The organism is Micromonospora sp. WMMA1996 (assembly GCF_002573675.1).
Lineage (GTDB): Bacteria > Actinomycetota > Actinomycetes > Mycobacteriales > Micromonosporaceae > Micromonospora > Micromonospora sediminicola.
In genome coordinates, this window is sequence record NZ_PDHU01000001.1 from 67,164 (window position 1) to 91,753 (window position 24,590).

Annotated in this window: 21 protein-coding genes; 9 read left to right on the forward strand and 12 right to left on the reverse strand. The window is 73.7% G+C overall.

Annotated features, from left to right (window positions below; all coding sequences use genetic code 11):
• Positions 1-14: 14 nt before the first annotated feature.
• From COO58_RS00335 to COO58_RS00350, 4 genes are all read right to left on the reverse strand, one after another.
• Positions 15-974 carry a VWA domain-containing protein gene (locus COO58_RS00335; protein ID WP_098743375.1) on the reverse strand — a complete coding sequence of 320 codons (960 nt, stop codon included), beginning with the start codon at positions 972-974 and terminating at the stop codon, positions 15-17.
• Positions 971-2,029: a DUF58 domain-containing protein gene (locus COO58_RS00340; protein WP_091580523.1), complete on the reverse strand. Its 1,059-nt coding sequence runs from the start codon at positions 2,027-2,029 to the stop codon at positions 971-973. The genes COO58_RS00335 and COO58_RS00340 overlap by 4 nt, the downstream gene beginning before the upstream one ends.
• A complete protein-coding gene (locus COO58_RS00345) occupies positions 2,026-3,075 on the reverse strand; it encodes a MoxR family ATPase (RefSeq protein WP_091580527.1) in 1,050 nt (349 codons plus the stop codon). Before COO58_RS00345 ends, COO58_RS00340 begins: the two co-directional genes overlap by 4 nt.
• A 192-nt stretch (positions 3,076-3,267) precedes the next feature.
• The gene (locus tag COO58_RS00350) at positions 3,268-3,792 is read right to left on the reverse strand and encodes a hypothetical protein (RefSeq protein WP_091580532.1); all 525 of its coding nucleotides are present in this window, start codon (positions 3,790-3,792) and stop codon (positions 3,268-3,270) included.
• Positions 3,793-4,115: 323 nt separating this feature from the next.
• Here COO58_RS00350 and COO58_RS00355 point away from each other — a divergent pair, with 323 nt between their 5' ends.
• Positions 4,116-5,108, forward strand: a complete 993-nt coding sequence (locus COO58_RS00355) for an endonuclease/exonuclease/phosphatase family protein (RefSeq protein ID WP_369700162.1) — start codon at positions 4,116-4,118, stop codon at positions 5,106-5,108.
• Between the two features lie 10 nt (positions 5,109-5,118).
• Here COO58_RS00355 and cimA read toward each other — a convergent pair whose 3' ends face one another.
• Entirely contained in the window at positions 5,119-6,717 is a 1,599-nt protein-coding gene (cimA, locus tag COO58_RS00360) for a citramalate synthase (protein WP_098743376.1), read from the reverse strand.
• Positions 6,718-7,031: 314 nt separating this feature from the next.
• Between cimA and COO58_RS00365 the strand changes: the two genes are divergently transcribed.
• The 4 genes from COO58_RS00365 (at position 7,032) to COO58_RS00380 (ending at position 9,543) form a co-directional block, all read left to right on the forward strand.
• On the forward strand, positions 7,032-7,592 hold the full coding sequence (locus COO58_RS00365; protein ID WP_098743378.1) for a peroxiredoxin: 561 nt from the start codon (positions 7,032-7,034) through the stop codon (positions 7,590-7,592).
• A gap of 2 nt (positions 7,593-7,594) precedes the next feature.
• Positions 7,595-8,125, forward strand: coding sequence for a carboxymuconolactone decarboxylase family protein (locus tag COO58_RS00370; RefSeq protein ID WP_091580544.1), 531 nt, complete (start codon positions 7,595-7,597; stop codon positions 8,123-8,125).
• A gap of 161 nt (positions 8,126-8,286) precedes the next feature.
• On the forward strand, positions 8,287-8,751 hold the full coding sequence (locus COO58_RS00375; protein ID WP_098743379.1) for a PRC-barrel domain-containing protein: 465 nt from the start codon (positions 8,287-8,289) through the stop codon (positions 8,749-8,751).
• A gap of 60 nt (positions 8,752-8,811) precedes the next feature.
• Positions 8,812-9,543: a tyrosine-protein phosphatase gene (locus COO58_RS00380; protein WP_172967838.1), complete on the forward strand. Its 732-nt coding sequence runs from the start codon at positions 8,812-8,814 to the stop codon at positions 9,541-9,543.
• A 74-nt stretch (positions 9,544-9,617) separates the two neighbouring features.
• On the opposite strand, the gene COO58_RS00385 is transcribed toward COO58_RS00380, so the two are convergent.
• Entirely contained in the window at positions 9,618-10,715 is a 1,098-nt protein-coding gene (locus COO58_RS00385; RefSeq protein WP_091580556.1) for a branched-chain amino acid aminotransferase, read from the reverse strand.
• Positions 10,716-10,904: 189 nt separating this feature from the next.
• Positions 10,905-11,936: a 3-isopropylmalate dehydrogenase gene (locus COO58_RS00390; RefSeq protein WP_098743381.1), complete on the reverse strand. Its 1,032-nt coding sequence runs from the start codon at positions 11,934-11,936 to the stop codon at positions 10,905-10,907.
• Between the two features lie 220 nt (positions 11,937-12,156).
• On the opposite strand from COO58_RS00390, the gene COO58_RS00395 reads away from it, so the two are divergent.
• Positions 12,157-13,029: an FAD:protein FMN transferase gene (locus COO58_RS00395; protein ID WP_098745995.1), complete on the forward strand. Its 873-nt coding sequence runs from the start codon at positions 12,157-12,159 to the stop codon at positions 13,027-13,029.
• A gap of 333 nt (positions 13,030-13,362) precedes the next feature.
• Positions 13,363-13,719, forward strand: a complete 357-nt coding sequence (locus COO58_RS00400) for a hypothetical protein (RefSeq protein ID WP_172967839.1) — start codon at positions 13,363-13,365, stop codon at positions 13,717-13,719.
• A 61-nt stretch (positions 13,720-13,780) separates the two neighbouring features.
• On the opposite strand, the gene serA is transcribed toward COO58_RS00400, so the two are convergent.
• The 5 genes from serA to COO58_RS00425 all read right to left on the reverse strand — a co-directional run bounded on the left by serA (position 13,781) and on the right by COO58_RS00425 (position 21,817).
• The gene (gene serA / locus COO58_RS00405; protein WP_091580569.1) at positions 13,781-15,379 is read right to left on the reverse strand and encodes a phosphoglycerate dehydrogenase; all 1,599 of its coding nucleotides are present in this window, start codon (positions 15,377-15,379) and stop codon (positions 13,781-13,783) included.
• A 315-nt stretch (positions 15,380-15,694) separates the two neighbouring features.
• On the reverse strand, positions 15,695-16,708 hold the full coding sequence (gene ilvC / locus COO58_RS00410) for a ketol-acid reductoisomerase (protein WP_091580573.1): 1,014 nt from the start codon (positions 16,706-16,708) through the stop codon (positions 15,695-15,697).
• Positions 16,709-16,766: 58 nt separating this feature from the next.
• Positions 16,767-17,282 (reverse strand): acetolactate synthase small subunit, encoded by a 516-nt coding sequence (gene ilvN, locus COO58_RS00415; RefSeq protein WP_091580577.1) that lies wholly within the window; start codon positions 17,280-17,282, stop codon positions 16,767-16,769.
• Positions 17,282-19,201: an acetolactate synthase large subunit gene (locus COO58_RS00420; protein ID WP_091580581.1), complete on the reverse strand. Its 1,920-nt coding sequence runs from the start codon at positions 19,199-19,201 to the stop codon at positions 17,282-17,284. The genes ilvN and COO58_RS00420 overlap by 1 nt, the downstream gene beginning before the upstream one ends.
• Positions 19,202-19,381: 180 nt before the next feature.
• Positions 19,382-21,817, reverse strand: coding sequence for a bifunctional diguanylate cyclase/phosphodiesterase (locus tag COO58_RS00425; protein ID WP_098743382.1), 2,436 nt, complete (start codon positions 21,815-21,817; stop codon positions 19,382-19,384).
• 110 nt (positions 21,818-21,927) lie between these two features.
• On the opposite strand from COO58_RS00425, the gene ilvD reads away from it, so the two are divergent.
• Positions 21,928-23,775, forward strand: coding sequence for a dihydroxy-acid dehydratase (ilvD, locus tag COO58_RS00430; protein ID WP_098743384.1), 1,848 nt, complete (start codon positions 21,928-21,930; stop codon positions 23,773-23,775).
• A gap of 77 nt (positions 23,776-23,852) precedes the next feature.
• Positions 23,853-24,575 (forward strand): hypothetical protein, encoded by a 723-nt coding sequence (locus COO58_RS00435; RefSeq protein ID WP_255292494.1) that lies wholly within the window; start codon positions 23,853-23,855, stop codon positions 24,573-24,575.
• Positions 24,576-24,590 lie beyond the last annotated feature (15 nt).

A 24,590-nucleotide genomic window follows, 5' to 3' on the forward strand; every position in this document is an offset into this window, starting at 1 on the left:
TCGTGGTGTGCGGGTCAGGGCAGCCGGGAGAACCACCGCAGCGACCCGGCGGCGGCGCCCATGGCCAGGACCAGCCCGAGCCCGATGAAGCGGGCCGAGACGTCCTGCCGTTCCGTGCGGTAGCCGACCGACGTGCCGATGTCCTCGTAGACGTCCTTCAGCTCGGCGGTGGTGGACGCCTCGTGGAAACCGCCGCCGGTCTGGTCGGCCACCGCCTTGAGCGTCTGCCCGTCCACCGGCACCTGGATCGCCCGGCCGCCCCGGTCGACCGAGCCGCCGGGCGTGCCGAAGGAGATCGTGTGCACCGGCACCTTGGCGGCGACCGCCTGGTCGGCGGCCTCCATCGGGTCCATCCCGGAGGTGTTGGCGCCGTCGGAGAGGATGATGATCCGGGCCGGCGGGGGGTCCTTCGCGGCGGTGGCGTCCAGGCTCTTCACCGCGCCCAGCGAGGTGCTGATCGCCTCGCCGATCGCGGTCCCCTGCACGCCGGTGATCCCCTCGGCCAGCCGTTCGATCCCCTCGTGCAGCGCCTCCCGGTCGGTGCTCGGGGGCACCAGCACCGCCGCGCTGCCGGCGAACGCGACCAGGCCGACGTTGAACTCGTCGGGCAGCCCGTCGACGAACTTCCGGCCGGCCTCCTTGGCCGCGGTCAGCCGGTCCGGGTCCACGTCGGAGGCGAGCATCGAGGTGGAGACGTCCACCGCGACCATCACGGTGGCCCGCTCCCGGGGCACCCGCACCTCCGCCTCCGGCCGGGCGAAGCCGACCACCAGCAGCGCCAGCATGGCGAGGAAGAGTCCGGCCGGGACGTGTCGTCGCCAGGCCGGCCGGCGCGGGGCCACCCGGTCCAGCAGGCGCAGGTTGGTGAACCGGACCGCGTAGCGGCTCTGCCGGCGTTGCAGCACGAGATAGCCGGCGACCAACGCGGCGACGGCGAGCAGCAGCCACAGGCGGGCGGGCGACTGCCAGGTCATGCGGCACCTCCCCGGGCGCCGGCCGGCGCCGTCGCCAGCCGGCGCTGCTCGTGTACGTGCCGGACGACGTCCGCGCACCAGTCCCGGTCGGTGCGCAGCTCCAGGTGGGTCGCGCCGGCCCGGCGCAGCGTGCGGCGGACCTGGTCGCGCTGCTCGGCGGCGGCCCGCGCGAACCGCTCGCGCAGGGCCGGGTCGCCGGTCCACACCTCGCGGTGGCGACCGCTCTCCGGGTCGACCAGGGTGATCAACCCGACGTCGGGCAGCTCCAGCTCGCGCGGGTCGGTCACCTCCACGGCGAGCACCTGGTGCCGGACCGCCAGCCGGCGCAGCGCGGCGGCCCAGGGCGGCGGCGGGCCGTCCGGGTCCTCGGGCAGTTCGTCGAGGAAGTCGGAGACGACCACCACGAGGCCCCGGCCGGTGGCGACCCGGTGCAGGCCGTCCAGCCCGTCGGCGAGGCCCGGCGCGGCGTCCGCCCGGGCGCCGGCCGGACCGGCCGCGCGCGGGTCCGGCCCGTCGTCGGTACGCGGGGCGCCGAGCAGCGCGCGGAGCAGCCCGAGCAGATGGGTACGCCCGCTGCGGGCCGGGAACCGGCGCAGCCCGTCCGGGGCGAGCACCTGGGCGCCGAGCCGGTTGCCGACCCCGGCGGTGAGGAAGCCGACGCAGGCCACCGCCGCCACCGCGAGTTCCCGCTTGTCCAGCGCGGCGGTTCCGTACTCCATGCTGGCGCTGGCGTCGACGACCATCCAGGTGGTCAGCTCCCGGTCGGCGTCGACCTCACGCACGTGCGGGACGGTGGTGCGCGCGGTGACCGCCCAGTCCATCCGCCGGACCTCGTCCTCGCCGGGGCGGTACTCGCGACTGCCGGCCGCCTCACTGCCGGGCCCGGGCAGCAGCCCCCGGTACCGGCCGTGCAGCAGACCGTCCAGCCGCCGGGTCACGGTCAGCTCCAGTCGGCGTACCCGCTGGTCGGGAGCGAGGTCGGCGAGGCCGGGAGCGGCGGCGCCGAGATCGGGCCGGGCGGGCGTGGGCGGGGCGGGGACGGCCCGGCGGGTCATGCCGCCGCCAGGTCCGGCGCCGCCTCCGCGGGCCCGGTCACCAGCCGGGGCGGGGGCACCGCCTCGACCAGCCGGCGCACCACGTCCTCGCCGGAGATGCCGTCGGCGACCGCGTCGAAGGAGAGCACCAGCCGGTGTGCCAGGACGTCCACCGCCAGGTCCCGGATGTCCTCGGGCAGCACGTAGTCCCGGCCGTGGATCAGGGCCTGTGCCCGGGCCGCCGCGACCAGACCGAGCGTGGCCCGGGGACTCGCGCCGTACGCCAGCAGCGGCGCGACGTCGGGCAGCCCGAACCGCCCGGGGTCGCGGGTGGCGAGGATGAGCCGGACCACGTACTCGGCCAGCGCGTGGTGGACGAAGACGTCGGTCGCGCGGCGCTGGAGTTCGCGCAGCCGGGCCGGGTCGAGGACCGGGCGCGGGGTGGGCCGCTCGGTGCTCATCCGGTAGAGGATGGCCAGTTCGTCGGCGTCGCTGGGGTAGTCGACCACGACCTTCATGAGGAACCGGTCGCGCTGCGCCTCGGGGAGTTGGTAGACCCCCTCCGACTCGATCGGGTTCTGGGTGGCCAGCACCAGGAACGGGTCGGGCACCGGCCAGCTCCGCCCGGCGATCGAGACCTGCCGGTCGGCCATCGCCTCCAGCAGGGCCGACTGGACCTTGGCCGGGGCCCGGTTGATCTCGTCGGCGAGGACCAGGTTCGACATGATCGGTCCCAGCTCCACGTCGAACGTCTCGGTGGAGGCGCGGTAGATCCGGGTGCCGACGATGTCCGACGGGACCAGGTCGGGCGTGAACTGGATCCGGGCGAAGGTCCCGCCGACCACCGTGGCCAGCGTCTGCGCGGCCAGCGTCTTGGCCACCCCCGGCACGCCCTCCAGCAGGCAGTGACCGTCGGCGATCAGGGCGGTGAGCAGGCGGTCGACGAGCCGATCCTGCCCGACGATCACGCGTTTGACCTCGAAGAGGGTCTGTTCCAGCTCGACGCCGCTCGCATCGGCATCGACCGGGCTGGGCACGCTGGCCAGGGTGTCCGAGATGTCCGTCACGGTGCTTGCTTCCCGGGCCGGACGCGCGACAAACGTCGGATTATCGGCCCCTGTCCGGCCGTCGGCGGGCCGGACCGGGAGGACCTCCCCGATCGGGCGGCAACGGCGCGAACCGGCGGTGGGACGCCCGGATCGACACGGAACACGACATCGACCCCCGCCGGAGCGGGGGTCGACGCGCGGGCGGGTGGGTCAGTTGGCGATCACGATGTGGAACGGCCGGTCCGAGTAGCCGCCGGAGGAGCTGCGGGTCTGCACGAAGACCCCGGTGGGCGTCAGCGTCCGCGGCGCGGCCGCGACCTCACCGGCCGGGGGCACGTTCGCCGAGTCGTTCGTGCCGAGGGACACGTGGTAGGACTTCGCGGACACGTTGTAGTCCAGCAGCACCAGGTACTGGCCGGCGAAGACACCCGGCCCGGGCGCGAACTTGGACGAGGAGACGACGTTGCCGGAGTGCTGGAGCAGCGTCCCGTTCTGGGCGACGACCGCCCAGGCCACCGTGCCCGGCGCCGGCGGGGCCAGGGTGGCCCGCAGGGCCGCCTTGGCGGCCCGCTGCTCGGCGGCGGTCACCGGCGGCTGCTGCGTGGCGTGCCGGACGGCGGGCTGCGGGGCCTTCGCCTGCGGCTGGGCGGCGATCGCGACGCCTCCGCCCGCCACGGTGAGGGACAGGGCGGCGAGTGCCACCACCGTCGCCTTTCGCTTGAAGAATGTGGCCATGACAGATCTCCCTTTTGTGGACCGTGGTGATACGGCCGACCCGCGAATTGCCGCGCGGGACGGATGCTTTCGAGCACGGGCGATCGGGCGCGAACAATTGCGGACCATCGGGTGTCCGCGTCGGGAGCGCACCGCTGCTGAACTGGCCTTACTACAGAGAGTCGCGACGTCTCAACCAGGTTGGAACCTAGCACCGGAAAATGCGACGGGTCAATAGTTCTCATTGCGTGTCCGCGACCCGCCTAAATTGTGAGTGAGTAGCGCTCGACCATTCACGAAATTGCTTCACGGGATGCGGCACGGCGGCCGGTAGCCTGACCGTCGTGATCACGACGGAAGCGCCGACACGCGGTGACGCCCGGGGCGGGCGATGGGTGACGGCGGCGTGCTGGTCGGCCGCCGCGCCGGTGGCCGCCTGGGCGGTGCTGCGCCTGGCCGGGCTGGAGCGGGGTCCGCTGGTGCTGACCACCGCCTTCACGCCGTACGTCGCGGCCCTGGCCTGGGTCGTGGTGGTGCCGGCGCTCGCGCTGCGGCGCCGGGCGCCCGCGGCGGTGGCGGCGCTCGCCGCGCTGGCGCTGCTCGGCGCGGTGGCCCCGCGCGTGCTGCCCGACGACCGGCCCCCGGCCGCCGGCCCGACGCTGCGGCTGCTCACCGCCAACCTGCGCCTGGGCTCCGCCGACCCGGCGGGCCTGGTGGAGCTGGTCCGCGCCCGGCGGGTGGACGTGCTCACCGTGCAGGAACTGACCCCGCGGCTCGCCGCCGACCTGGACCGGCTCGGCCTGGCCACGCTGCTGCCGCACCGGTCGCTGAGCCCTGAGGTGGGCGCCACCGGATCCGGCCTGTACGCCCGCGAGCCGCTGAGCGACACCGGCCACCGGCGCAACCGGGGCTTCTTCTTCACCCAGGCGTACGGGACGGTGGCGGTGCCGGGCGCGCCGCCGCTGCGGGTGGAGTCGGCGCATCCGGCCGCGCCGTACGCGGTCGACGTGGTGCCGGACTGGTGGACCGACCAGCGGGCGCAGCCGCCGGCCACGCCGACCGGCGGGCTCACCGTGCTGGCCGGGGACTTCAACGCCACCCTGGACCACGCGGCGCTGCGCGACCTGATCGCGACCGGCTACACCGACGCGGCCGACGCGACCGGCACCGGCCTCGGTGGCACGTGGGGCCCGTACGACGGGGATCCGATCCCACCGGTCACCATCGACCACGTGCTGGTCGACCGGCGGATCGCGGTCCGCGCCGCCGGCACCTGGCCGGTGCCCGGCAGCGACCACCGGGCGCTGCTGGCCGAGCTGCGCCTGCCGGCGGCGTGAGCCCTCCGTCTCAGGCGGGTGCCCCGTCCTGCGCCCGGGCCCGGTCCAGGCCGTAGGTGAGCGCGTCGACCAGGGCGTGCCAGCTGGCCTCGACCACGTTGGGGTGCACGCCGACCGTGGTCCAGTCGCGGCCGGCACCGGCGGTCTCCACCAGCACCCGGGTCACCGCGCCGGTGCCGTGGCTGCCCTCCAGGATGCGGACCTTGTAGTCGGCCAGCTCGAACTCGCGCAGCTCCGGGTAGTGCCGGGCCAGCCCCACCCGCAGCGCCTCGTCCAGCGCGTTGACCGGGCCGTTGCCCTCGGCGGTGGCGATCACGCGCTCACCGCGTACCCGGATCTTGACGGTCGCCTCCGAGACCACCGCCCCGTCCTCGCGGTGCTCGACCAGCACCCGGTACGACTCCAGCGCGAACGGCCGGGCCGGCGCGGCGTCCGGCAGCTCCGAGCGGACCAGCAGCTCGAACGACGCGTCGGCGGCCTCGAACGACCAGCCGCCCGCCTCCAGTTCCTTGACCCGGGCGGTGACCGACGACAGCGCGTCCGGATGGCCGGCCAGGTCCAGGCCGAGCTCGCGACTCTTGAGCTCGATGCTGGCCCGGCCGGCCATCTCGGTCACCAGGATCCGCATGTCGTTGCCCACCACGGCCGGGTCGACGTGGTTGTAGAGCAACGGGTCGACCTTGATCGCGCTCGCGTGCAGCCCCGCCTTGTGGGCGAAGGCGGCGGCCCCGACGTAGGCCTGGTGGGTGTCGGGGGCGATGTTGGCGATCTCGGCGATGGCGTGCGAGACCCGCACCATCTGTTCCAGGCAGCCCTCCGGTAGGACGGGCATGCCGAGCTTGAGCTGGAGGTTGGCGACGATCGCGAACAGGTCCGCGTTGCCGGGGCGCTCGCCGTAACCGTTGGCGGTGCCCTGCACGTGCCGGACGCCGGCCTCGACCGCCGCGATGGTGTTCGCCACCGCGCACGCGGTGTCGTTCTGGGCGTGCATGCCGAGCCGCTCGGGCGCGACGCCGGTGCGCGCGACCAGCTCCTCGATCGCGGCGGTGACCTGGGAGGGCAGCATGCCGCCGTTGGTGTCGCACAGCACGAACCGCTCGGCGCCGGCGGCCAGCGCGGCCTCCACCACCGCGGCGGTGTAGCCGGGGTCGTGGCGGAAGCCGTCGAAGGTGTGCTCCCCGTCGACGAAGACGCGCCGCCCCTGCGCCACCAGGTACGCCACGGTGTCGCGGACCATCGCCAGGTTCTCCTCGGCGGTGGTGCGCAGCGCCCGCTCGACGTGCCGCAGGTCCGCCTTGGCGACCAGCGCCACGGCCGGGGTCCGGGCGTCGAGCAGCCCGCGTACCTGCGGGTCGTCCTCGACCGCCAGGCCGGCCTTGCGGGTGGCCCCGAAGGCGACCAGGACCGCGTGCCGCAGGTCCAGCTCGGTGCGGGCCCGGCGGAAGAACTCGGTGTCCTTGGGTACCGCCCCCGGCCAGCCGCCCTCGATGAAGCCGACTCCGAGGTCGTCGAGCAGGCGGGCCACCGCCAGCTTGTCGACCACCGAGTAGCTGAGCCCTTCACGCTGGGCGCCGTCGCGCAGCGTCGTGTCGTACACCTGGAAGGTCATCGGAGTCCTCTTCTCGTGCCTGGGGGAGCAACAAAAAGACCCCCCGCGGATGCGGGAGGTCTGCGCGCTCGGCGGAGGGGAAGGCCGGCGCGCTAGCTGCCAATGATCAGGACAGAGCTGGTCACGACGAGCACTCTGCCACCTCCACCGGTTTTTGGGAGGCGAAATCCACATCCCGGGACGGCCGCGTCGCTGGTGATCGTCTTCACACGGGTGACCACCGCCCACGAGCGGAAACGGCGCTACGGAAGTATCTGGAACTGATCCAGTTACTGGCCGGGCCACCCGTACCCGGCCGCTGTCAAGGAGGACCCGTGCTCACTGTCGGTGACCACTTCCCCGAGTACGAACTCACCGCCTGCGTCTCGCTCGACGCCGACAAGGCGTTCGAGACGATCCACCACAAGTCCCACGAGGGCCAGTGGCGCGTCGTCTTCTTCTGGCCGAAGGACTTCACCTTCATCTGCCCGACCGAGATCGCCGAGTTCGGCCGCCTCAACGGCGAGTTCGCCGACCGGGACGCCCAGGTGCTCGGCGTCTCCGTGGACAACGAGTTCGTCCACTACGCGTGGCGCAAGGACCACCCGGACCTGCGCGAGCTGCCCTTCCCGATGCTGAGCGACATCAAGCGCGAGCTGACCGAGGCCTGCGGCGTGCTCGGCGCCGACGGCGTCGCGCAGCGGGCCACCTTCATCGTGGACCCGAACAACGAGATCCAGTTCGCCATGGTGACCGCCGGTTCGGTCGGCCGCAACGTCTCCGAGGTGCTGCGCGTGCTCGACGCGCTGCAGACCGACGAGCTGTGCCCGTGCAACTGGAACTCCGGCGGCGCGACGCTGGACGCCAACGCGCTCCTCGCCGGCGCCGGGGCCTGACGATGGGTCTGGACGCGGTCAAGGCGGCCCTGCCCGACTACGCCAAGGACATCCGGCTCAACCTGAGCTCCACCATCACCACCTCGACGCTCAAGCCGGAACAGGCCTGGGGCACGGCCCTGGCCTGCGCGGTGGCGTCCCGCAACCCGGTGGTGCTGCGGGAGATCGCCGCCGAGGCGGCCGGTCACCTCACGCCGGAGGCGGTCGAGGCGGCCAAGGGCGCGGCGGCGGTGATGGCCATGAACAACGTCTACTACCGGGCCAAGCACCTGATCGGCGACGACCAGTACGCGTCGTTGCCGGCCCGGCTGCGGATGCAGATCATCGCCCGCCCGGGCGTGGAGAAGACCGACTTCGAGCTGTGGTGCCTGGCCGTCTCCGCGATCACCGGCTGCGGCGTCTGCCTGGAGTCGCACGAGAAGACGCTGCGCGCGGCCGGCTTCAGCCGCGACCAGGTGCACGAGGGGCTGCGGATCGCCGCCGTCGTGCACGCCGCCGCGGTGACCCTCGACGCGGAGGCCGCGCTGGCCTGACCGGCCGTACGACCGCCGCGAGCGGGCCGGTGCCGCGAGCCGCGGCGCCGGCCCTCGGCGGTTCCGGAGGGTTGGCAAGCCGGCCAACGGGTAGGAATTCGCGGGACACCGTGACTTTCACTCCCTTGACGACTGGGACAGTCGGGACAGGAGTTACCCCTATGGACAGGCTCGACCCGCACACCACGCACGGCGCCACCGACCCGGTCCTCGACGGCGGCCAGGGCGCCCACGCCGGCGGCGCGCCCGCCGGCGCGTTCGACCCGTGGCGCTACCGCGACGAGGCCGGGGTGGCCAGCGCGGACCTCACCGGCTACAAGGTGGAGGCCACCGACGGCAGCATCGGCAAGATCGACAAGGCCAGCCACGAGGTGGACGACAGCTACCTGGTGGTCGACACCGGCCCGTGGATCTTCGGCAAGAAGGTCATGCTGCCGGCCGGCACCGTGAACCACGTCGACCACGACGAGCGGAAGGTCCACGTCGACCGGGACAAGGACCAGATCAAGGCCGCCCCGGAGTACGACGAGGCCAACCACGCCGACCCCGCCTACCGGGACAGGCTCGGCGGCTACTACGGCGAGAACCACTCCGCGCTGCCGCCGGACGGCCCGGCCCGGATCTGACACCCGGCGCACGGCCGGCGGGGGCTCCCAGACGCCCCGCCGGCCGTTACCGTGTCAGGGGTGGATGCCCCGGAGACACCCTTCCCCGCGTTGTTCAACTTCCGCGACGTCGGCGGCTACCGCGCCCGCGACGGTCGCACCGTCCGGCGCCGCCGGCTCTACCGCTCCGACTCGTTGCACCGCATCGACGAGACCGACCGGGCCGCGTTCACCGCGCTCGGCATCCGCACGGTGATCGACCTGCGCCGCCCGACCGAGGTGGAACGCGACGGCCGGGTGCCGGCCTACGACGGGCTCGCCTACCGGCACATCCACCCCGAGCACGAGGACTGGGCCGCGCGGCAGTTCGAGTCCTCCGGCGTCAGCCTGGCCCGCTACCTGGCCGACCGCTACGCCGACCTGGCCCGCACCGGCACCGCCGGGCTGGCCGAGGCGATCGGCCTGATCGCCGACAGCGCCAACGCGCCGGTGGTGGTGCACTGCGTCGCCGGCAAGGACCGCACCGGCATCGTCTGCGCGCTGACGCTCGCCGTGCTGGGCGTGCCGGACGACGACGTCGTCGCGGACTACGCGTTGAGCACCGCCGCGTCCGAGCGGTTCAGCGCCTGGGTGCGGGCCACCCTGCCGGACGCGGAGGAGGTCCCGCCGCCGTTCCTGGCCTCCCCGGCCGAGGCGATGGAGCTGTTCCTGGCCGAGCTGCGCGCCGGCTACGGCTCGATCGAGGGCTACCTGACCCACGCCGGCGTCACCGAGGCCCAACTGGCCGCCCTCCGCACCCACCTCCTGGAGTGACCCTCCCCGCCCGATAGGAAGGGGAACGGCCGGCACCCGTCGGGGGACGGGGCCGGCCGTGGTGGTGGGGTGGGTCAGAGGACCCGGGTGACCCAGCCGTGGCGGTCCTCGGCGCGGCCGCGCTGGATGTCGACGAGCTTCTGCCGCAGCGCCATGGTGGTCCGGCCCGGCTCACCGCCGCCGATGAGGAACTCGCCGTCCGGGAAGCGCACGCCACCGATCGGGGTGATCACCGCGGCGGTGCCGCAGGCGAAGACCTCGCGCAGCCGGCCGCTGGCGGCGTCCGCCTGCCAGTCGGCGAAGCTGACCGGCTGCTCCCGCACCTCGTGCCCGGCCTCGGCGGCCAGGGTCAGGACCGCGTCGCGGGTGATGCCCGGCAGGATCGTGCCGCCCAGCGGCGGCGTGACCAGCGTGCCGTCGTCGTAGACGAAGAAGACGTTCATGCCGCCCAGCTCGTCGACGAACCGCCGCTCCACCGCGTCCAGGAAGACCACCTGGTCGCAGCCGGCCTCGATCGCCTCGGCCTGGGCCGCCAGCGAGGCGGCGTAGTTGCCGCCGCACTTGGCCGCGCCGGTGCCACCGGGCGCCGCCCGGGTGTAGTCCGGGGAGACCCACACCGTCACCGGCTTCACCCCGCCGGCGAAGTAGGCGCCGGCCGGCGAGGCGATGACGCAGTAGAGGTATTCGTTGGCCGGGCGCACCCCGAGGAAGACCTCGCTGGCGAACATGAACGGGCGCAGGTAGAGGCTGGCGTCCTCGTGCTCCGGGATCCACTCCTGGTCGATCTCGACCAGCCGGCGCAGCGACTCGACGAACGTCTCCGGCGGCAGTTCCGGCATGGCGAGGCGGCGGGCGGAGGCGGCGAACCGGGCCGCGTTGGCCTCCGGACGGAACATCGTCACCGCGCCGTCGCCGGTCCGGTAGGCCTTGAGGCCCTCGAAGATCTCCTGCGCGTAGTGCAGCACCGCGGCGGCCGGGTCCATGGGGATCGGCGCCCGCGCCTCGATGCGGGCGTCGTACCAGCCCTTGCCCTCGGCGTAGCGCACGATCACCATGTGGTCGGTGAACACCCGGCCGAAGCCCGGGTTCGCCAGCAGGGCGGCCCGGTCGGCGGCGGATACCGGCGCGGGATTCGGACGGATCTCGAAATCGAGCTTGTCACCACCGCTCATCGCGCTGACCTCCCTGCGGGTCCCACGGCGTACGGGATCGCACGCCGCCGTCACTGGTGCCAGAAACTTACCCCGAACGGTCGTTCAGCGGATAGTTCCGCCCCGGCACATCGACGATGCCAATCGGCCGGAGCTGGCCCGGAAACGGGTCTGGCGGCCCGGAACCGGGCCGCCACGGGAACGGCCCGGTCAGGCTACGGCGTACCCGGCGAGCCGGTCGCCGACCTCCTCGGTGCGCAGTGGCGCGCCGGGCGTGCGCCCGGCCAGCTCGGTGGCGACGGCGGCGGTGACCCGCGCGGCGGCGTCGGCGTGGCCGAGCTGGTCGAGCAGCAGCGCGGCGGAGAGCACGGCGGCCACCGGGTCGGCGACACCCTTGCCGGCGATGTCCGGCGCGGAGCCGTGCACCGGCTCGAACATCGACGGGTAGTGCCCCTCCGGGTTGATGCAGCCGCTGGCGGCCAGCCCGATGCCGCCGGTCACGGCGGCGGCGATGTCGGTGAGGATGTCGCCGAACAGGTTGTCGGTCACCACCACGTCGTAGCGGGACGGGTTCGTCACCAGGAACATGGCGGCGGCGTCGACGTGCTGGTACTCCGTGGTCACGTCGGGGTGCTCGGCGGCCACCTGGGCGAAGGCCCGCGACCAGAGCGAGCCGGCGTGGGTGAGCACGTTGGTCTTGTGCACCAGGGTGACCTTGCGGCGCTCGCGACGGCCGGCCCGGGTGAACGCGTCCCGGATCACCCGCTCGACGCCGTGCCGGGTGTTCAGGCTCTCCTCGGTGGCCACCTCGGCGGGGGTGTCCCGGTGCAGCGTGCCGCCGGCGCCCGCGTAGAGCCCCTCGGTGCCCTCGCGGACCACCACGAGGTCGACCTCGCCGGGCTTCACCGCGGCCAGCGGGCCGGTCACGCCGGGCCAGAGCCGGGACGGGCGGAGGTTGACGTACTGGTCGAAGGCGAAGCGGAGCTTGAGCAGCAGCCCCCGCTCCAGCACGCCCGGCGGCACGGTCGGGTCGCCGACCGCGCCGAGCAGGATGGCGTCGTGCCCGGCGAGCTCGTCGAGGACCGCGTCGGGGAGCACCTCGCCGGTGCGGTGCCAGCGGGCGGCGCCCAGGTCGTACTCGGTCGCCTCGATCCCGGGCAGCACCGCGTCGAGGACCTTGCGGGCCTGCCCGACCACCTCGGGACCGATGCCGTCGCCGGCCACCACCGCGATGCGTGTCACCTGACGCTCCTCACTTCGACGTTCTGCGCAACCGTACGTCGGCGTCCCGGCCCCCGGTACGAGTCTTCCATCATCCGGGACGAGCCGATGCACAGCAGGCTCCCAGCCGGCATTCATGGTGCGGTCATCTCCACTGCTTATGGTCAGTTCGACCGGGTCGACGGGGGTCCGGGACCGGCATCGCCGCACCGCGGCGGCGGCCAGCGAGGGGGCGGGTGTCATGCGGATCGACCAGCGGCGGGCCCACTGGGCGGACGAGCAACCCCGGACCCGCTGGGTCGACCAGTCCGCGTTCCACCACCCCCGCCCGGACCTGCGCCTGGGGGCGCGCAGCCACCGGGTGGAGCGGGCCGGCGGCGGCGCGTACGACCGGATCAGCGTCCGGCACACCGTGCACACCTCCACCGCCGAGTACACCCTGCTGCTCAACGCGCCCGACTGGCTGGGCCACCGGATCGTCGGCGAGGCGCTCCGGGACGCCGTCGCGGAGCTGCGCGCCGTCGACCTCACCTACGGCCCGAACCAGCCGGACAGCCTGGTCTCGCGGCTGCGCCGGGACGAGATCAGCCCCGACTCGTACCCGCCGTTGGCCGATCTGGTGGACCGCTGCGCCGCGATGCGGGCGGCGACCGACGGCTGGTTCGACGCCTGGGCGGTGCCGGGCGGCTTCGATCCCGGCGGCCTGCTCGGCGGCTGGGCGGTGGAGCGGGCCGCGGCGCGGTTACGCGCCGCCGGCATCCACGACTACGCCGTGCTCAGCGGCGCCGACCTGACGGTACGCGGGCACGCCGCGCACGGCGGACCATGGCGGGTCGCGGTGCACCACCCCACGGACACCCGCCGGGCGCCGCTGGTGTTGGAGATGACCGCCGGCGCGGTCGGCACGTCCGGGGTCACCGGCCGGCGCGGGCACGTCGTCGACCCGCACACCGGGGAGCCGACCGACCGCCTCGCGGCGGCCACCGTGGTGGGCCCGGACCTGGCGGTCGCCGACGCCTACGCCACCGCGCTGTACGCCGCCGGCCCGGCCGGCCTGGCCTGGTTCCGCACCGGATCGGACTACCGCCCGCTCTTCGCGCACCACCGGCGCTGAGGCGCCACCGCGCCCCGTTCTCGCATCCGGGGTGCGGGCCGCGATCGGCCCCCACGGTCTCGGCAACGACCGTGGGGGCCGGTCAGCGACGAGTGCGCGTGGCTCGCGCATTCGAGGGGTGCGGGCCGACAGGCCGGACGCCCGACCACGCCACCCGAAGACGGGCCGGAAATCGACTCAGCCGGAAACCGCACCGGTACGCTAGCGAATCGACGCAACTCGACGCAAGAGTCTCCACAGCGGACCGTCCGTCACCGTGTCGGCAATCAGCAGGTGGACCGGCGGGGCGGGGCAGAAGTGACGTGGGCCGCCCGGGATGGCACGCTGTCCGCCGTGAGTTTCGATCTGAGCGTGTGGGCCCTGCCGAACGGGGCGACACCGGAGCAGGTGCGGGCGGCGGTGCAGCGGTGCCGCGAGGGCCGGCACGGCGAGCAGCACCCGGACCCGCGGGTGGTCGGCTTCTACCGGGCGATCACGGCGAGCTATCCCGACCGTCCCGCCCGGCCGGGCACGCCGTGGGAGGTCGCGCCGCTGCACGCGGCCGCCGACCACGTCGAGATGAACCTGTACCCCACCTGCCCGGACCAGGTCCTGCTGGACATCGAGCGGCTGGCCGGCGAGCACGACCTGATGCTGTTCGACGCGCAGGACGGCTCGGTCTACCCGCCGCCGGCCCGCGTCCGTTCCTGACCCGCCGGAACGACGAAGGGCCCGGCCGCAGTGGCCGGGCCCCGTTCCGTCTGCGTCCGGACTACTCGTCGCGCAGGTCGGCGGCGCTGGCCGCGACCGCACCGATCGAGTCGGCCGCGGAGGTGAGCAGGTCGGCGCCGAGCGCCTGGTCGACGGTGAGCGTCATCAGCGTCTCACCGCCGGCCTCCCGCCGCGCCACCTGCATGGCGGCGATGTTGACGCCGGCCTCGCCGAGCAGCGTGCCGACCGTGCCGACCACGCCGGGCCGGTCGACGTAGCGCAGGAAGACCAGGATGCCCTCCGCGCCGATCTCGACGTCGAAGCCGTCCACCTCGGTCAGCTTGAGCACGTCGCGGGCGCCGGTGTGGGTCACCGTGCCGGAGACCCGCACGGTCCGCCCGTCCGGCAGCGCGCCGCGTACGGTCACCAGGTTCGGGTGGTCGATCGTCTCGGCCGGCGTGGCGAGCGTGACCTCGACACCCCGCTCGGCGGCCAGGTGCGGCGCGTTGACGTAGGTGACCTGCTCCTCCACCACGGAGCTGAACAGCCCCTTGGTGGCGGCGAGCTTGAGCACCGACACGTCGTGGGTGGCGATCTCGCCGCGCACCTCGACGGTGACGCTGGCGGCCACGCCCCCGGCCAGGGCGGTGAACGCCCGGCCCAGCTTCTCGGCCAGCGGCAGCAGCGGGCGGACGTCCTCGGCGACCACGCCGCCGGCCTGCACGTTGACCGCGTCCGGCACGAACTCGCCCTGGAGCGCCAGCTTGACGCTCTTCGCCACCGCCAGGCCGGCCTTGTCCTGCGCCTCGTTGGTGGAGGCGCCCAGGTGCGGGGTGGCGACCACGTTGTCGAAGGCGAACAGCGGCGAGGAGGTGCACGGCTCCTTCGCGTACACGTCGACGCCGGCGCCGGCGACCCGGCCCTCCGCGATCGCGTCGGCCAGGGCCTGCTCGTCGACCAGACCGCCGCGGGCCGCGTTGACGATCCGGACGCCCGGCTTGACGATCGCCAGCTCCTTCTCGCCGATCAGGCCGACCGTCTCCGGCGTCTTCGGCAGGTGGATCGAGATGAAGTCGCTCTCCCGCAGCAGTTCCTCCAGCCCGACCAGGCGGACGCCGAGCTGCGCGGCGCGGGCCGGCTGGATGTACGGGTCGTACGCGATCATCCGGGTGCCGAAGGCGGCGATGCGCTGGGCGAAGAGGACGCCGATGCGGCCGAGGCCGACCACGCCCACGGTCTTGCCCTGGATCTCCACGCCGGTGTACTTGGACCGCTTCCACTCGCCGGCCTTGAGCGCGGCGCTGGCGCTGGCGGTGTTGCGGGCGACCGCGAGCAGCAGCGCGACGGCCTGCTCGGCGGCGGAGACGATGTTGGAGGTGGGAGCGTTGACCACCATGACACCCCGCGCGGTGGCGGCGGGCACCTCGACGTTGTCCAGGCCGACGCCGGCCCGGGCGACCACCTTCAGGCGCGGCGCGGCGGCGATCGCCTCGGCGTCGATCTGGGTGGCGCTGCGTACGATCACCGCGTCGGCCTCGGAGAGGGCGGAGAGCAGTGCCGGTCGGTCGGTGCCGTCCACGTGACGCACGTCGAAGTCGTGCGCGAGCACCTCGATGGCGGCGGGTGCGAGTTCTTCGGCGATCAGTACGACAGGATTCATCGGTCCTCGTAGACGCTCGGTATCGGTTCGGCCTGGGGGCGTCGGGACGCCGCGCTGCGCCCTGCGCCGAGCCGTGCCATGGCCGTCGGGTGCGCCGGGGCACCACACCAAGGATGGTAGGGGGCGGCCCGCCTTTCGCGTCCCGGACCGCGGGGTGAGCGCCCTCACACAGGCCCGTCGCACGCCCGACATCCCCCGTTCACCGGGGCGGGACGGGACGAGGCGTTGCTCACCGCGTCCCAGCACGTGAACGGCCGCGGCCCGCGGCCCGACGCCGGGGAGAGCGTCGGGTCGCGGGCCGCGTGGACAGTTGGCTCAGGCGGTCTCGGTGATGGGCCGGTCGACCCAGCTCATCATGGCCCGCAGCTTCTGGCCGGTCTCCTCGATCGGGTGCGCCGCACCCTCGGCCCGCCACTTGGCGAAGTTCGGCCGGCCGGCCTCGTCCTCGGCCACCCACTCGCGGGCGAACTCGCCGGACTGGATCTCGCCGAGGATCTTGCGCATCTCCTCCTTGACCCGGGAGTCGACGACGCGCGGGCCGCGGGACAGGTCGCCGTACTCGGCGGTGTCGGAGATGCTGTAGCGCATCCGGGCGATGCCGCCCTCGTACATCAGGTCGACGATGAGCTTCAGCTCGTGCAGGCACTCGAAGTAGGCCACCTCGGGCGCGTAGCCGGCCTCGGTGAGCACCTCGAAACCGGTCTGCACCAGCGCCGCCGCGCCGCCGCAGAGCACCGCCTGCTCGCCGAACAGGTCGGTCTCGGTCTCCTCGGTGAACGTGGTCCGGATCGCGCCGGCCCGGGTGCCGCCGATCGCCTTGGCGTACGCCAGCGCCAGGGCGAAGGCGTTGCCGCTGGCGTCCTGCTCGACGGCGACCAGGCAGGGCACGCCCTTGCCGTCGACGTACTGGCGGCGGACCAGGTGGCCGGGGCCCTTCGGGGCGACCATCGCCACGTCCACGTCGGCCGGCGGCGTGATCAGGCCGTACCGGATGTTGAAGCCGTGGCCGAAGAACAGCGCCTTGCCCGGCGCCAGGTTCGGCGCGATGGCGTCGGCGTAGAGACCACGCTGGGCGGTGTCCGGCGCCAGGATCATGATCACGTCGGCCTCGGCCGCCGCCTCGGCCGGGCTGAGCACCCGCAGGCCCTGCTCCTCGGCCTTGGGCCGGCTCTTCGACCCGGCGGGCAGGCCGATCACCACGTCGACGCCGGAGTCGCGCAGCGACAGCGCGTGCGCGTGCCCCTGGCTGCCGTACCCGATCACGGCGACCTTGCGGCCCTGGATCAGGCCCAGGTCGGCGTCGTCGTCGTAGAACACCTCAACGCTCATTGACTTCCCTTTCGTACGGCGGTGCCCGTCGGCCCGTCGAAAAACTGGTGGGTACGGATCAGGCGGCGCGCAGCGCCGGGCCGGCGGTGATGGAGCGGGAGCCGCGCCCGATCGCGACGGTGCCGGACTGGACCATCTCCTTGATGCCGAACGGCTCCAGGTCTCGCAGCAGCGCGTCGAGCTTGTCCGGCGTGCCGGTGGCCTCGATGGTCAGCGTGTCCGGCGCGACGTCGACCACCCGGGCGCGGAACAGGCCGACCGTCTCCAGCACCTGGGCCCGGGCGGAGCGGTCCGCGCGGACCTTGACCAGCAGCAGCTCCCGGGCCACCGAGACCTGCGGGTCCAGCTCGACGATCTTGAGTACGTTGACCAGCTTGTTGAGCTGCTTGGTCACCTGCTCCAGCGGCGAGGACTCGGCGTTGACCACGATGGTGATGCGGGAGACGTCCGGGTTCTCGGTCTCGCCCACGGCGAGGCTGTCGATGTTGAAGCCGCGCCGGGAGAACAGCCCGGAGACCCGCGCCAGGACACCCGGCTTGTTCTCCACCAGCACGGACAGGGTGTGCATCGTCATCAGAGTTCGTCCTCGTCGAACGCGGGGCGAACACCCCGAGCGAACATGATCTCGTCGTTGCTGGTGCCGGCGGCCACCATCGGCCAGACCATCGCGTCCTTGCCGACCACGAAGTCGACGACCACCGGCGCGTCGGTGATCGCCATGGCCGCCTCGATGGTCTTGTCCACGTCGGCGGCGTTCTCGCAGCGCAGCCCGACGCAGCCGAGCGCCTCGGCGAGCTTGACGAAGTCCGGGATGCGGTGCTTGTGGGTGCCCAGCTCGGTGTTGGAGTAGCGCTCCCCGTAGAACAGGGTCTGCCACTGCCGCACCATGCCGAGGTTGCCGTTGTTGATCACGGCGATCTTGATCGGGATGCCCTCCAGCGCGCAGGTCGCCAACTCCTGGTTGGTCATCTGGAAGCAGCCGTCACCGTCCACCGCCCACACCGTGGTGTCGGGTCGGCCGACCTTCGCCCCCATCGCCGCCGGGACGGCGTAGCCCATGGTGCCCAGGCCGCCGGAGTTGAGCCAGGTGTTCGGCTTCTCGTACGAGATGAACTGGCTGGCCCACATCTGGTGCTGGCCGACGCCGGCCACGTAGACCGCGTCCGGGCCGACGATCTCCCCCAGCCGCTTGATCACGTACTGCGGGGAGAGCGTGCCGTCGGCCGGCTCCTCGAACCCGAGCGGGTAGCGCTCGCGCAGGTCGTCGAGCTGGGTCCACCAGTCCGCCAGGTCGGCGGCCGGGTGGGCGGCGTGCTCGGCGGTGACGGCCGCGATCAGCTCGTCGATGACGTGCCGCGCGTCGCCCACGATCGGGACGTCGGCGTGCCGGTTCTTGCCGATCTCGGCCGGGTCGATGTCGGCGTGCACCACCGCGGCGTCCGGCGCGAACGAGTCCAGCTTGCCGGTCACCCGGTCGTCGAAGCGCGCGCCCAGCGCCACGATCAGGTCCGCCTTCTGCAGGCCGTAGACCGCGGCGACGGTGCCGTGCATGCCGGGCATGCCCAGGTGCTGGCGGTGCGAGTCGGGGAACGCGCCGAGCGCCATCAGCGTGGTGACCACCGGGATCCCGGTCAGCTCGGCCAGCCGGCGCAGCCCCTCGGTGGCGCCGGCCTTGAGCACGCCGCCGCCGACGTAGAGCACCGGGCGGCGGGCCGAGGTCATCAGCCGGGCCGCCTCGCGGATCTGCTTGCCGTGCGGGTGCAGCGTGGGCCGGTAGCCGGGCAGGTCCAGGGTGGGCGGCCAGGCGAAGGTGGCCGGCGCCTGGAGCACGTCCTTCGGGATGTCGACCAGCACCGGGCCGGGCCGGCCGGTCGAGGCCAGGTGGAACGCCTCGGCCAGCACCCGGGGGATCTCGTCCGGGGTCTGCACCAGGAAGTTGTGCTTGGTGATCGGCAGCGTGATGCCCTGGATGTCGGCCTCCTGGAAGGCGTCCGTGCCGATCGACGGCCGGGCCACCTGACCGGTGATCGCCACCATCGGCACCGAGTCCATGTAGGCGTCGGCGATCGGGGTGACCAGGTTGGTCGCGCCCGGACCGGAGGTGGCGATGCAGACGCCGACCCGGCCGGTGGCCTGCGCGTAGCCGGTGGCCGCGTGCCCGGCGCCCTGCTCGTGGCGGACCAGGATGTGCCGGACCGTCGAGTCGTAGAGCGGGTCGTACGCGGGCAGGATCGCGCCGCCGGGGATGCCGAAGACCACGTCGACGCCGAGCGCCTCCAGCGACCGCACCAGCGAGCCGGCGCCGGAGACCTGCGCGGTGGCGGGCTGCCGTACGGGCGCGGCGGGGGTGTCCGCGCCGGCCGGGACGGCCCGGCTGCCGGCGGGGGCGGCACCGCGCGGGGCGGGAGCGTGGTCGGGGTCGCCGGCCGCGCCGGCGCCCGGGCGGGCTCGTCGGGCGGAGTGGGCGAGGGTCTCTGGCGTGGGTCTCGTCATGGCGGTTCAGGCCTTCGGCTGTGAGTGGGTGACGCGGTTGTCAGGATGGGACGCGGACGTCCCGGCGATGGTCCGACGGCAACAAAAAAGCCCACGTGCAGGATGCACGGGGCCAGCGCACTCTCGGGGGGAGAGTGCGCTCAGGTAAGTACTCGCAGCGACCGGTTCGACGACATGCGGTCAAGCCTGACGCATCTCACGCGATGAGTCAACTGATCCCACATTCTGGTTCACGGACGTGGGCGTGTCGCCCGCCGGCACCCCTTCCACGCCGCTCGCCACCTGCGGTGATCCCTCCATCGGGGGACGCGGGGCGGGCGGGTTGTTGCGCAGCCGGGGCAGCAACGGCGACGGGGTCCGCACCGGCGGGGGCGGCGGCGCGGGCGGGACCGAGGTGGGCCGGTTGCCGGGCGCGGTGGCCGCCTCCAGCATCGCCTCCAGGTGCTCGGCGGGCACGCCCCAGCCGAAGAGCGCGCCCTGGCCGAACCGGCAGCCGGCGGCCACCACGGCGGCCAGCTCCGTCGGGTTGGTGACGCCCTCGGCGATCACCTCCAACCCGAGCTGGTGGCCGAGGCGCATGACGATGTCGACCATCGGGGCGAACGCCGGCCCGTCCCGGCCGATCGGCCGGACCGGCTCGTGCTCGGCGACCAGACTGTGGTCGATCTTGAGGATGTCGATCGGCAGCCGGCGGAGTTGCCCGAGCGAGGAGTAGCCCGCGCCGAAGTCGTCCAACGCGATCCGTACGCCGGTCAGCCGCAGCGCGGTCAGCCGCCGGATCAACTCGTCCAGGTCGGTGGCGACCGCGTGCTCGGTCACCTCCAGCACCAGCCGCTGCGGCGGCACGTGGTGCGCGCGCAGCGCGTCGGCGACCTGGACGACATATTCCGGGGCGTGCAGCTCGCGCGGCGAGACGTTCACCGACACCCAGACGTCGTGCCCGTCGGCCAGCCACCGGGAGAGCTGGTAGCAGGCCTGGTGCAGCACCCAGGCGCCGAGCTTGGCGATCATCCCGCACTCCTCGGCGAGCGGGATGAACTCGTCCGGCCGCACGTTGCCCAGCTCCGGGTGGTGCCAGCGCAGCAGCGCCTCGGCGCCGACCGGGCGTACCGAGGGCAGCGAGGCCACCGGCTGGAAGACCAGCCGCAGCTCGTCGCGCTCGATCGCGCCACGCAACTCGTGCTCCAGCCGGGTGCGCCGGCTCAGCAGCTGGTCGTACGTGGCGTCGTAGCGCTCGATCCGGTTCTTGCCGCGCTGCTTGGCGTAGCGCAGCGCCAGGTCGGCGTTGCGCAGCAGCAGCTCGACGTCGTGGTCGCCGCGACTGCCGGCCACACCGATGCTGACCGACAGGAAGACCGGCCCGTCCGCCTCCTCGTACGGCCGGCCGAGCACCCCGAGCAGGCGGTCCGCCACCGGCCCGGGCTCGGCCGACCCGTGCATCAGCACGGCGAACTCGTCCCCGCCGAGCCGGGCGGCCAGATCACCCGGGCGCAGGTTGCCGCGCAGCCGCCGGCCCACCTCGGCCAGCACCGCGTCGCCGACGTCGTGCCCGCGCATGTCGTTGACGTTCTTGAAGCCGTCCAGGTCGAGCCCGAGCAGCACGCAGGGCGTGCCCGCCTCGGCGCAGCGGTGCAGGGCGCGCAGCAGCCCGCGCCGGTTGGCCAGGCCGGTGAGCGGGTCGGTGTGCGCCAGCTCGCGGAAGTGCGCCTCCCGCTCGGCCAGCCGGACGGCGTAGCCGCGGACGTCGTTGAGGGCCAGGTACTGCCGGGCCACCAGCGCGAACCCCTCGACACTGCCGGCCATGATCCCGTAACCGTCGAACCGGCCGCCCTGCAACAGGTGGTACATCGCGGAGGCGGCGATGGCGAACATCGGCGCGAAGGCGTACTCGCCGTCGCGGCGGATGAGATCGACGTCGAGCTGCGTCAGGTCGGCCCGGCGCCCGGCGACGGCGGTCGCCAGCAGGCCGGCGGCGGTCGTCGTGGCACCGGCCACCAGCATGCCCGGCCCGCCCTGGCAGAGCCCGGCGGAGACGCCGAGCCCGCCGACCGTCACCGCGATCGCCCCGGCCCCGAGCAGGGTCAGCCAGCCCCGCGGCGGGGCGACGCGCAGCACCAGGATCAGCGTCAGCCCGGCGGTGAGCGCCGCGCTGACGGTGGCCAGCAGGATGGGCAGGCAGGCGGCCGGGATGGTGCCACCGAGCAGCCGGGTCGGCTCGCTGACCGCCACCCAGCCGACGAACCAGAGCGCGGCGGCCATGATCAGGCCGTCGAGCAGCAGCCGGGCGGTGGCGGCCCGCGTCGCGGCCGCGCCGGGCAGCCGGAGCAGGGCCGCGCCGAGGCCGAGCGCGGCGACCGTGGTGCCCACCGCGACCAGCGTCGCCCACCCGGTGCGCTGGCCCTGCCGGTGCGCCCAGTGGTCCCCGGCGACCAGCAGACCACCGAGGCCGAGGAGCAGGCTCAGCAGTGCGGCGCCGGCGGCGACGGCCAGCAGCAGGTGGGCCTGCCGCCGGGGGCCGGTGCGCCGGCGGGCGGACACGGCGAGCAGCGCGGCGGCGGCGGTCGCGACGGAGCCGCTCAGCACCGCGACGGTGACCATCCCCGGGGACGACTGCACGCGTCAACTCTGCCGGATCCGCGCCCTCCGTGGGGCACCGGGTGTGCAACTGTTGGGACACAGGGTGCACGGCGGGGGGTCGCCGCGCGGGCGGTGTCAGACTGGTAGTCATGCCTGAGCTGCGGTCGAGGACATCCACCCACGGTCGGACGATGGCCGGCGCCCGGGCCCTCTGGCGGGCCACCGGGATGACCGACGACGACTTCGGCAAGCCGATCGTCGCCATCGCGAACAGTTTCACCCAGTTCGTACCCGGTCACGTCCACCTCAAGGACCTCGGCGGCCTGGTCGCCGACGCGGTGGCCGAGGCCGGCGGCGTCGGCCGGGAGTTCAACACCATCGCGGTGGACGACGGCATCGCCATGGGCCACGGCGGCATGCTCTACTCGCTGCCCAGCCGGGAGCTGATCGCCGACGCGGTCGAATACATGGTCAACGCGCACTGCGCGGACGCCCTGGTCTGCATCTCCAACTGCGACAAGATCACCCCCGGCATGCTGCTGGCCGCGCTGCGGCTGAACATCCCGACCGTCTTCGTCTCCGGCGGCCCGATGGAGGCCGGCAAGACGGTGGCGATCGAGGGCGTCGTCCACTCCAAGATCGACCTGATCGACGCGATGATCGCCTCCTCCAACGAGGCGGTCACCGACGACCAGCTCGGCGAGATCGAGCGTTCCGCGTGCCCGACGTGCGGCTCCTGCTCCGGCATGTTCACCGCCAACTCGATGAACTGCCTCACCGAGGCGATCGGCCTGGCCCTGCCCGGCAACGGGTCGACGCTGGCCACCCACGCCGCGCGCCGGTCGCTCTTCGTCGAGGCCGGCCGCACCGCCGTGGAGATCGCCAAGCGGTGGTACGAGAACGACGACGCCTCGGTGCTGCCCCGCGCGATCGCCGGCCGGGCCGCGTTCGAGAACGCGGTCGCGCTCGACGTGGCCATGGGCGGCTCCACCAACACGATCCTGCACCTGCTCGCCGCCGCCCGCGAGGCGGAGCTGGACTTCCAGGTGGCCGACATCGACGCCATCTCCCGGCGGGTGCCGTGCCTGGCCAAGGTCGCGCCGAACTCCCCGGACTACCACATGGAGGACGTGCACCGGGCCGGCGGCATCCCCGCCATCCTCGGCGAGCTGGACCGCGCCGGCCTGCTGCACCGCGACGTGCGCGCGGTGCACTCCCCCGACCTCGACCGGTGGCTCGCCGACTGGGACGTGCGCGGCGGATCGGCCACGCGAGAGGCGGTCGAGCTGTTCCACGCCGCGCCCGGCGGGGTGCGCACCACCGAGCCGTTCTCCACCACCAACCGCTGGTCGTCGCTGGACACCGACGCGGCCGGCGGCTGCATCCGCGACCGCGAGCACGCCTACAGCGCGGACGGCGGGCTGGCCATCCTGCACGGCAACCTGGCGCCGGACGGCTGCGTGGTGAAGACCGCCGGGGTGCCCGAGGAGTGCCTGACGTTCCGCGGGCCGGCGAAGGTCTACGAGTCGCAGGACGACGCGGTGACCGCCATCCTCGCCAAGGAGGTCGTCGCCGGGGACGTGGTGGTGATCCGCTACGAGGGCCCGAAGGGCGGCCCCGGCATGCAGGAGATGCTCTACCCGACCTCGTTCCTCAAGGGCCGGGGGCTCGGCCGCGCCTGCGCGCTGCTCACCGACGGCCGCTTCTCCGGCGGCACGTCCGGGCTGTCCATCGGGCACGTCTCGCCGGAGGCGGCCTCCGGCGGCCTGATCGCGCTGGTCCGCGACGGCGACGAGATCGTCATCGACATCCCGGGCCGGTCCATCGAGCTGAACGTGCCCGCCGACGAGCTGACCGCGCGGCGGGTGGCGGAGGAGAAGCGGGACCGCCCGTACACCCCGACCGACCGGCAGCGCCCGGTGTCGGCGGCGCTGCGCGCGTACGCGTCGATGGCCACCTCCGCCAGCGACGGCGCCTACCGCCGCGTCCCCGAGTAAGGAAGGGCCCCCTCTTAACGCCTCCGGTAGAGGAGGGGCCCCCTGTTAACGCCACGCCGCCGGTAGGGTCCGGCGGCGTGGAGACGACGGTGAGTTACGCGCGACTGGTCCGGCCGGCGATCGACCGGGTCTACGTGGGCGCCCGCTGGGCGGCCCGCCCCCGGATGGAGGCGTTCTACGCCGAGCGCGGCTGCGACCTCGGCGCCGAGAACAGCTTCTTCTCCGGCGTGCTGGCCCGGCCAATGCCCGCCGAGGCGCTCGCCGACGGCCTCGCCTACGGCGACGGTGACATGAGCCGGGAGCTGGAGCAGGGCATCTTCGTCCGGGACGACGAGGGCGCCTGGCACCTCACCGACCTGGGGCGGGAACTGGTGCTGTTCGCGCAGCGGGCCACCGGCGAGGCCGCCGAGGAGAAGTGGGGCATGCTGCCCGGGGTGCTGCCCGGCCTGGTCGTCGTGCCCCGGCTCGCCGAACTGGTCGGCCGGGTGCTGGCGCACGCGCAGGCCACCGGCGGGCCGGCGTTCCACGCCATGTCCCCGCCGTACGAGCCGGAAGGCGCGTCCCCCGCGCTGCTGCTGGTGACCCGGCTGGGCTCGCTGCGCCACCACCGCGCGGACGCGCACCGGGCCGCGTGGCGGGCCGCCGGGCTGACCGCCGCCGAGATCCGCGCGCTGCCGGACGGGCCGGAACGCGCGGCGATCGAGGCGGACACCGACCGCCGCGACGAACCGGCGTACGCGGTGCTCACCGAGGCCGAGCGGTGGGAACTGCTGGCCGGCCTGGCCGCCCTGCCCAATTAGCGACCGCCAGCCCAC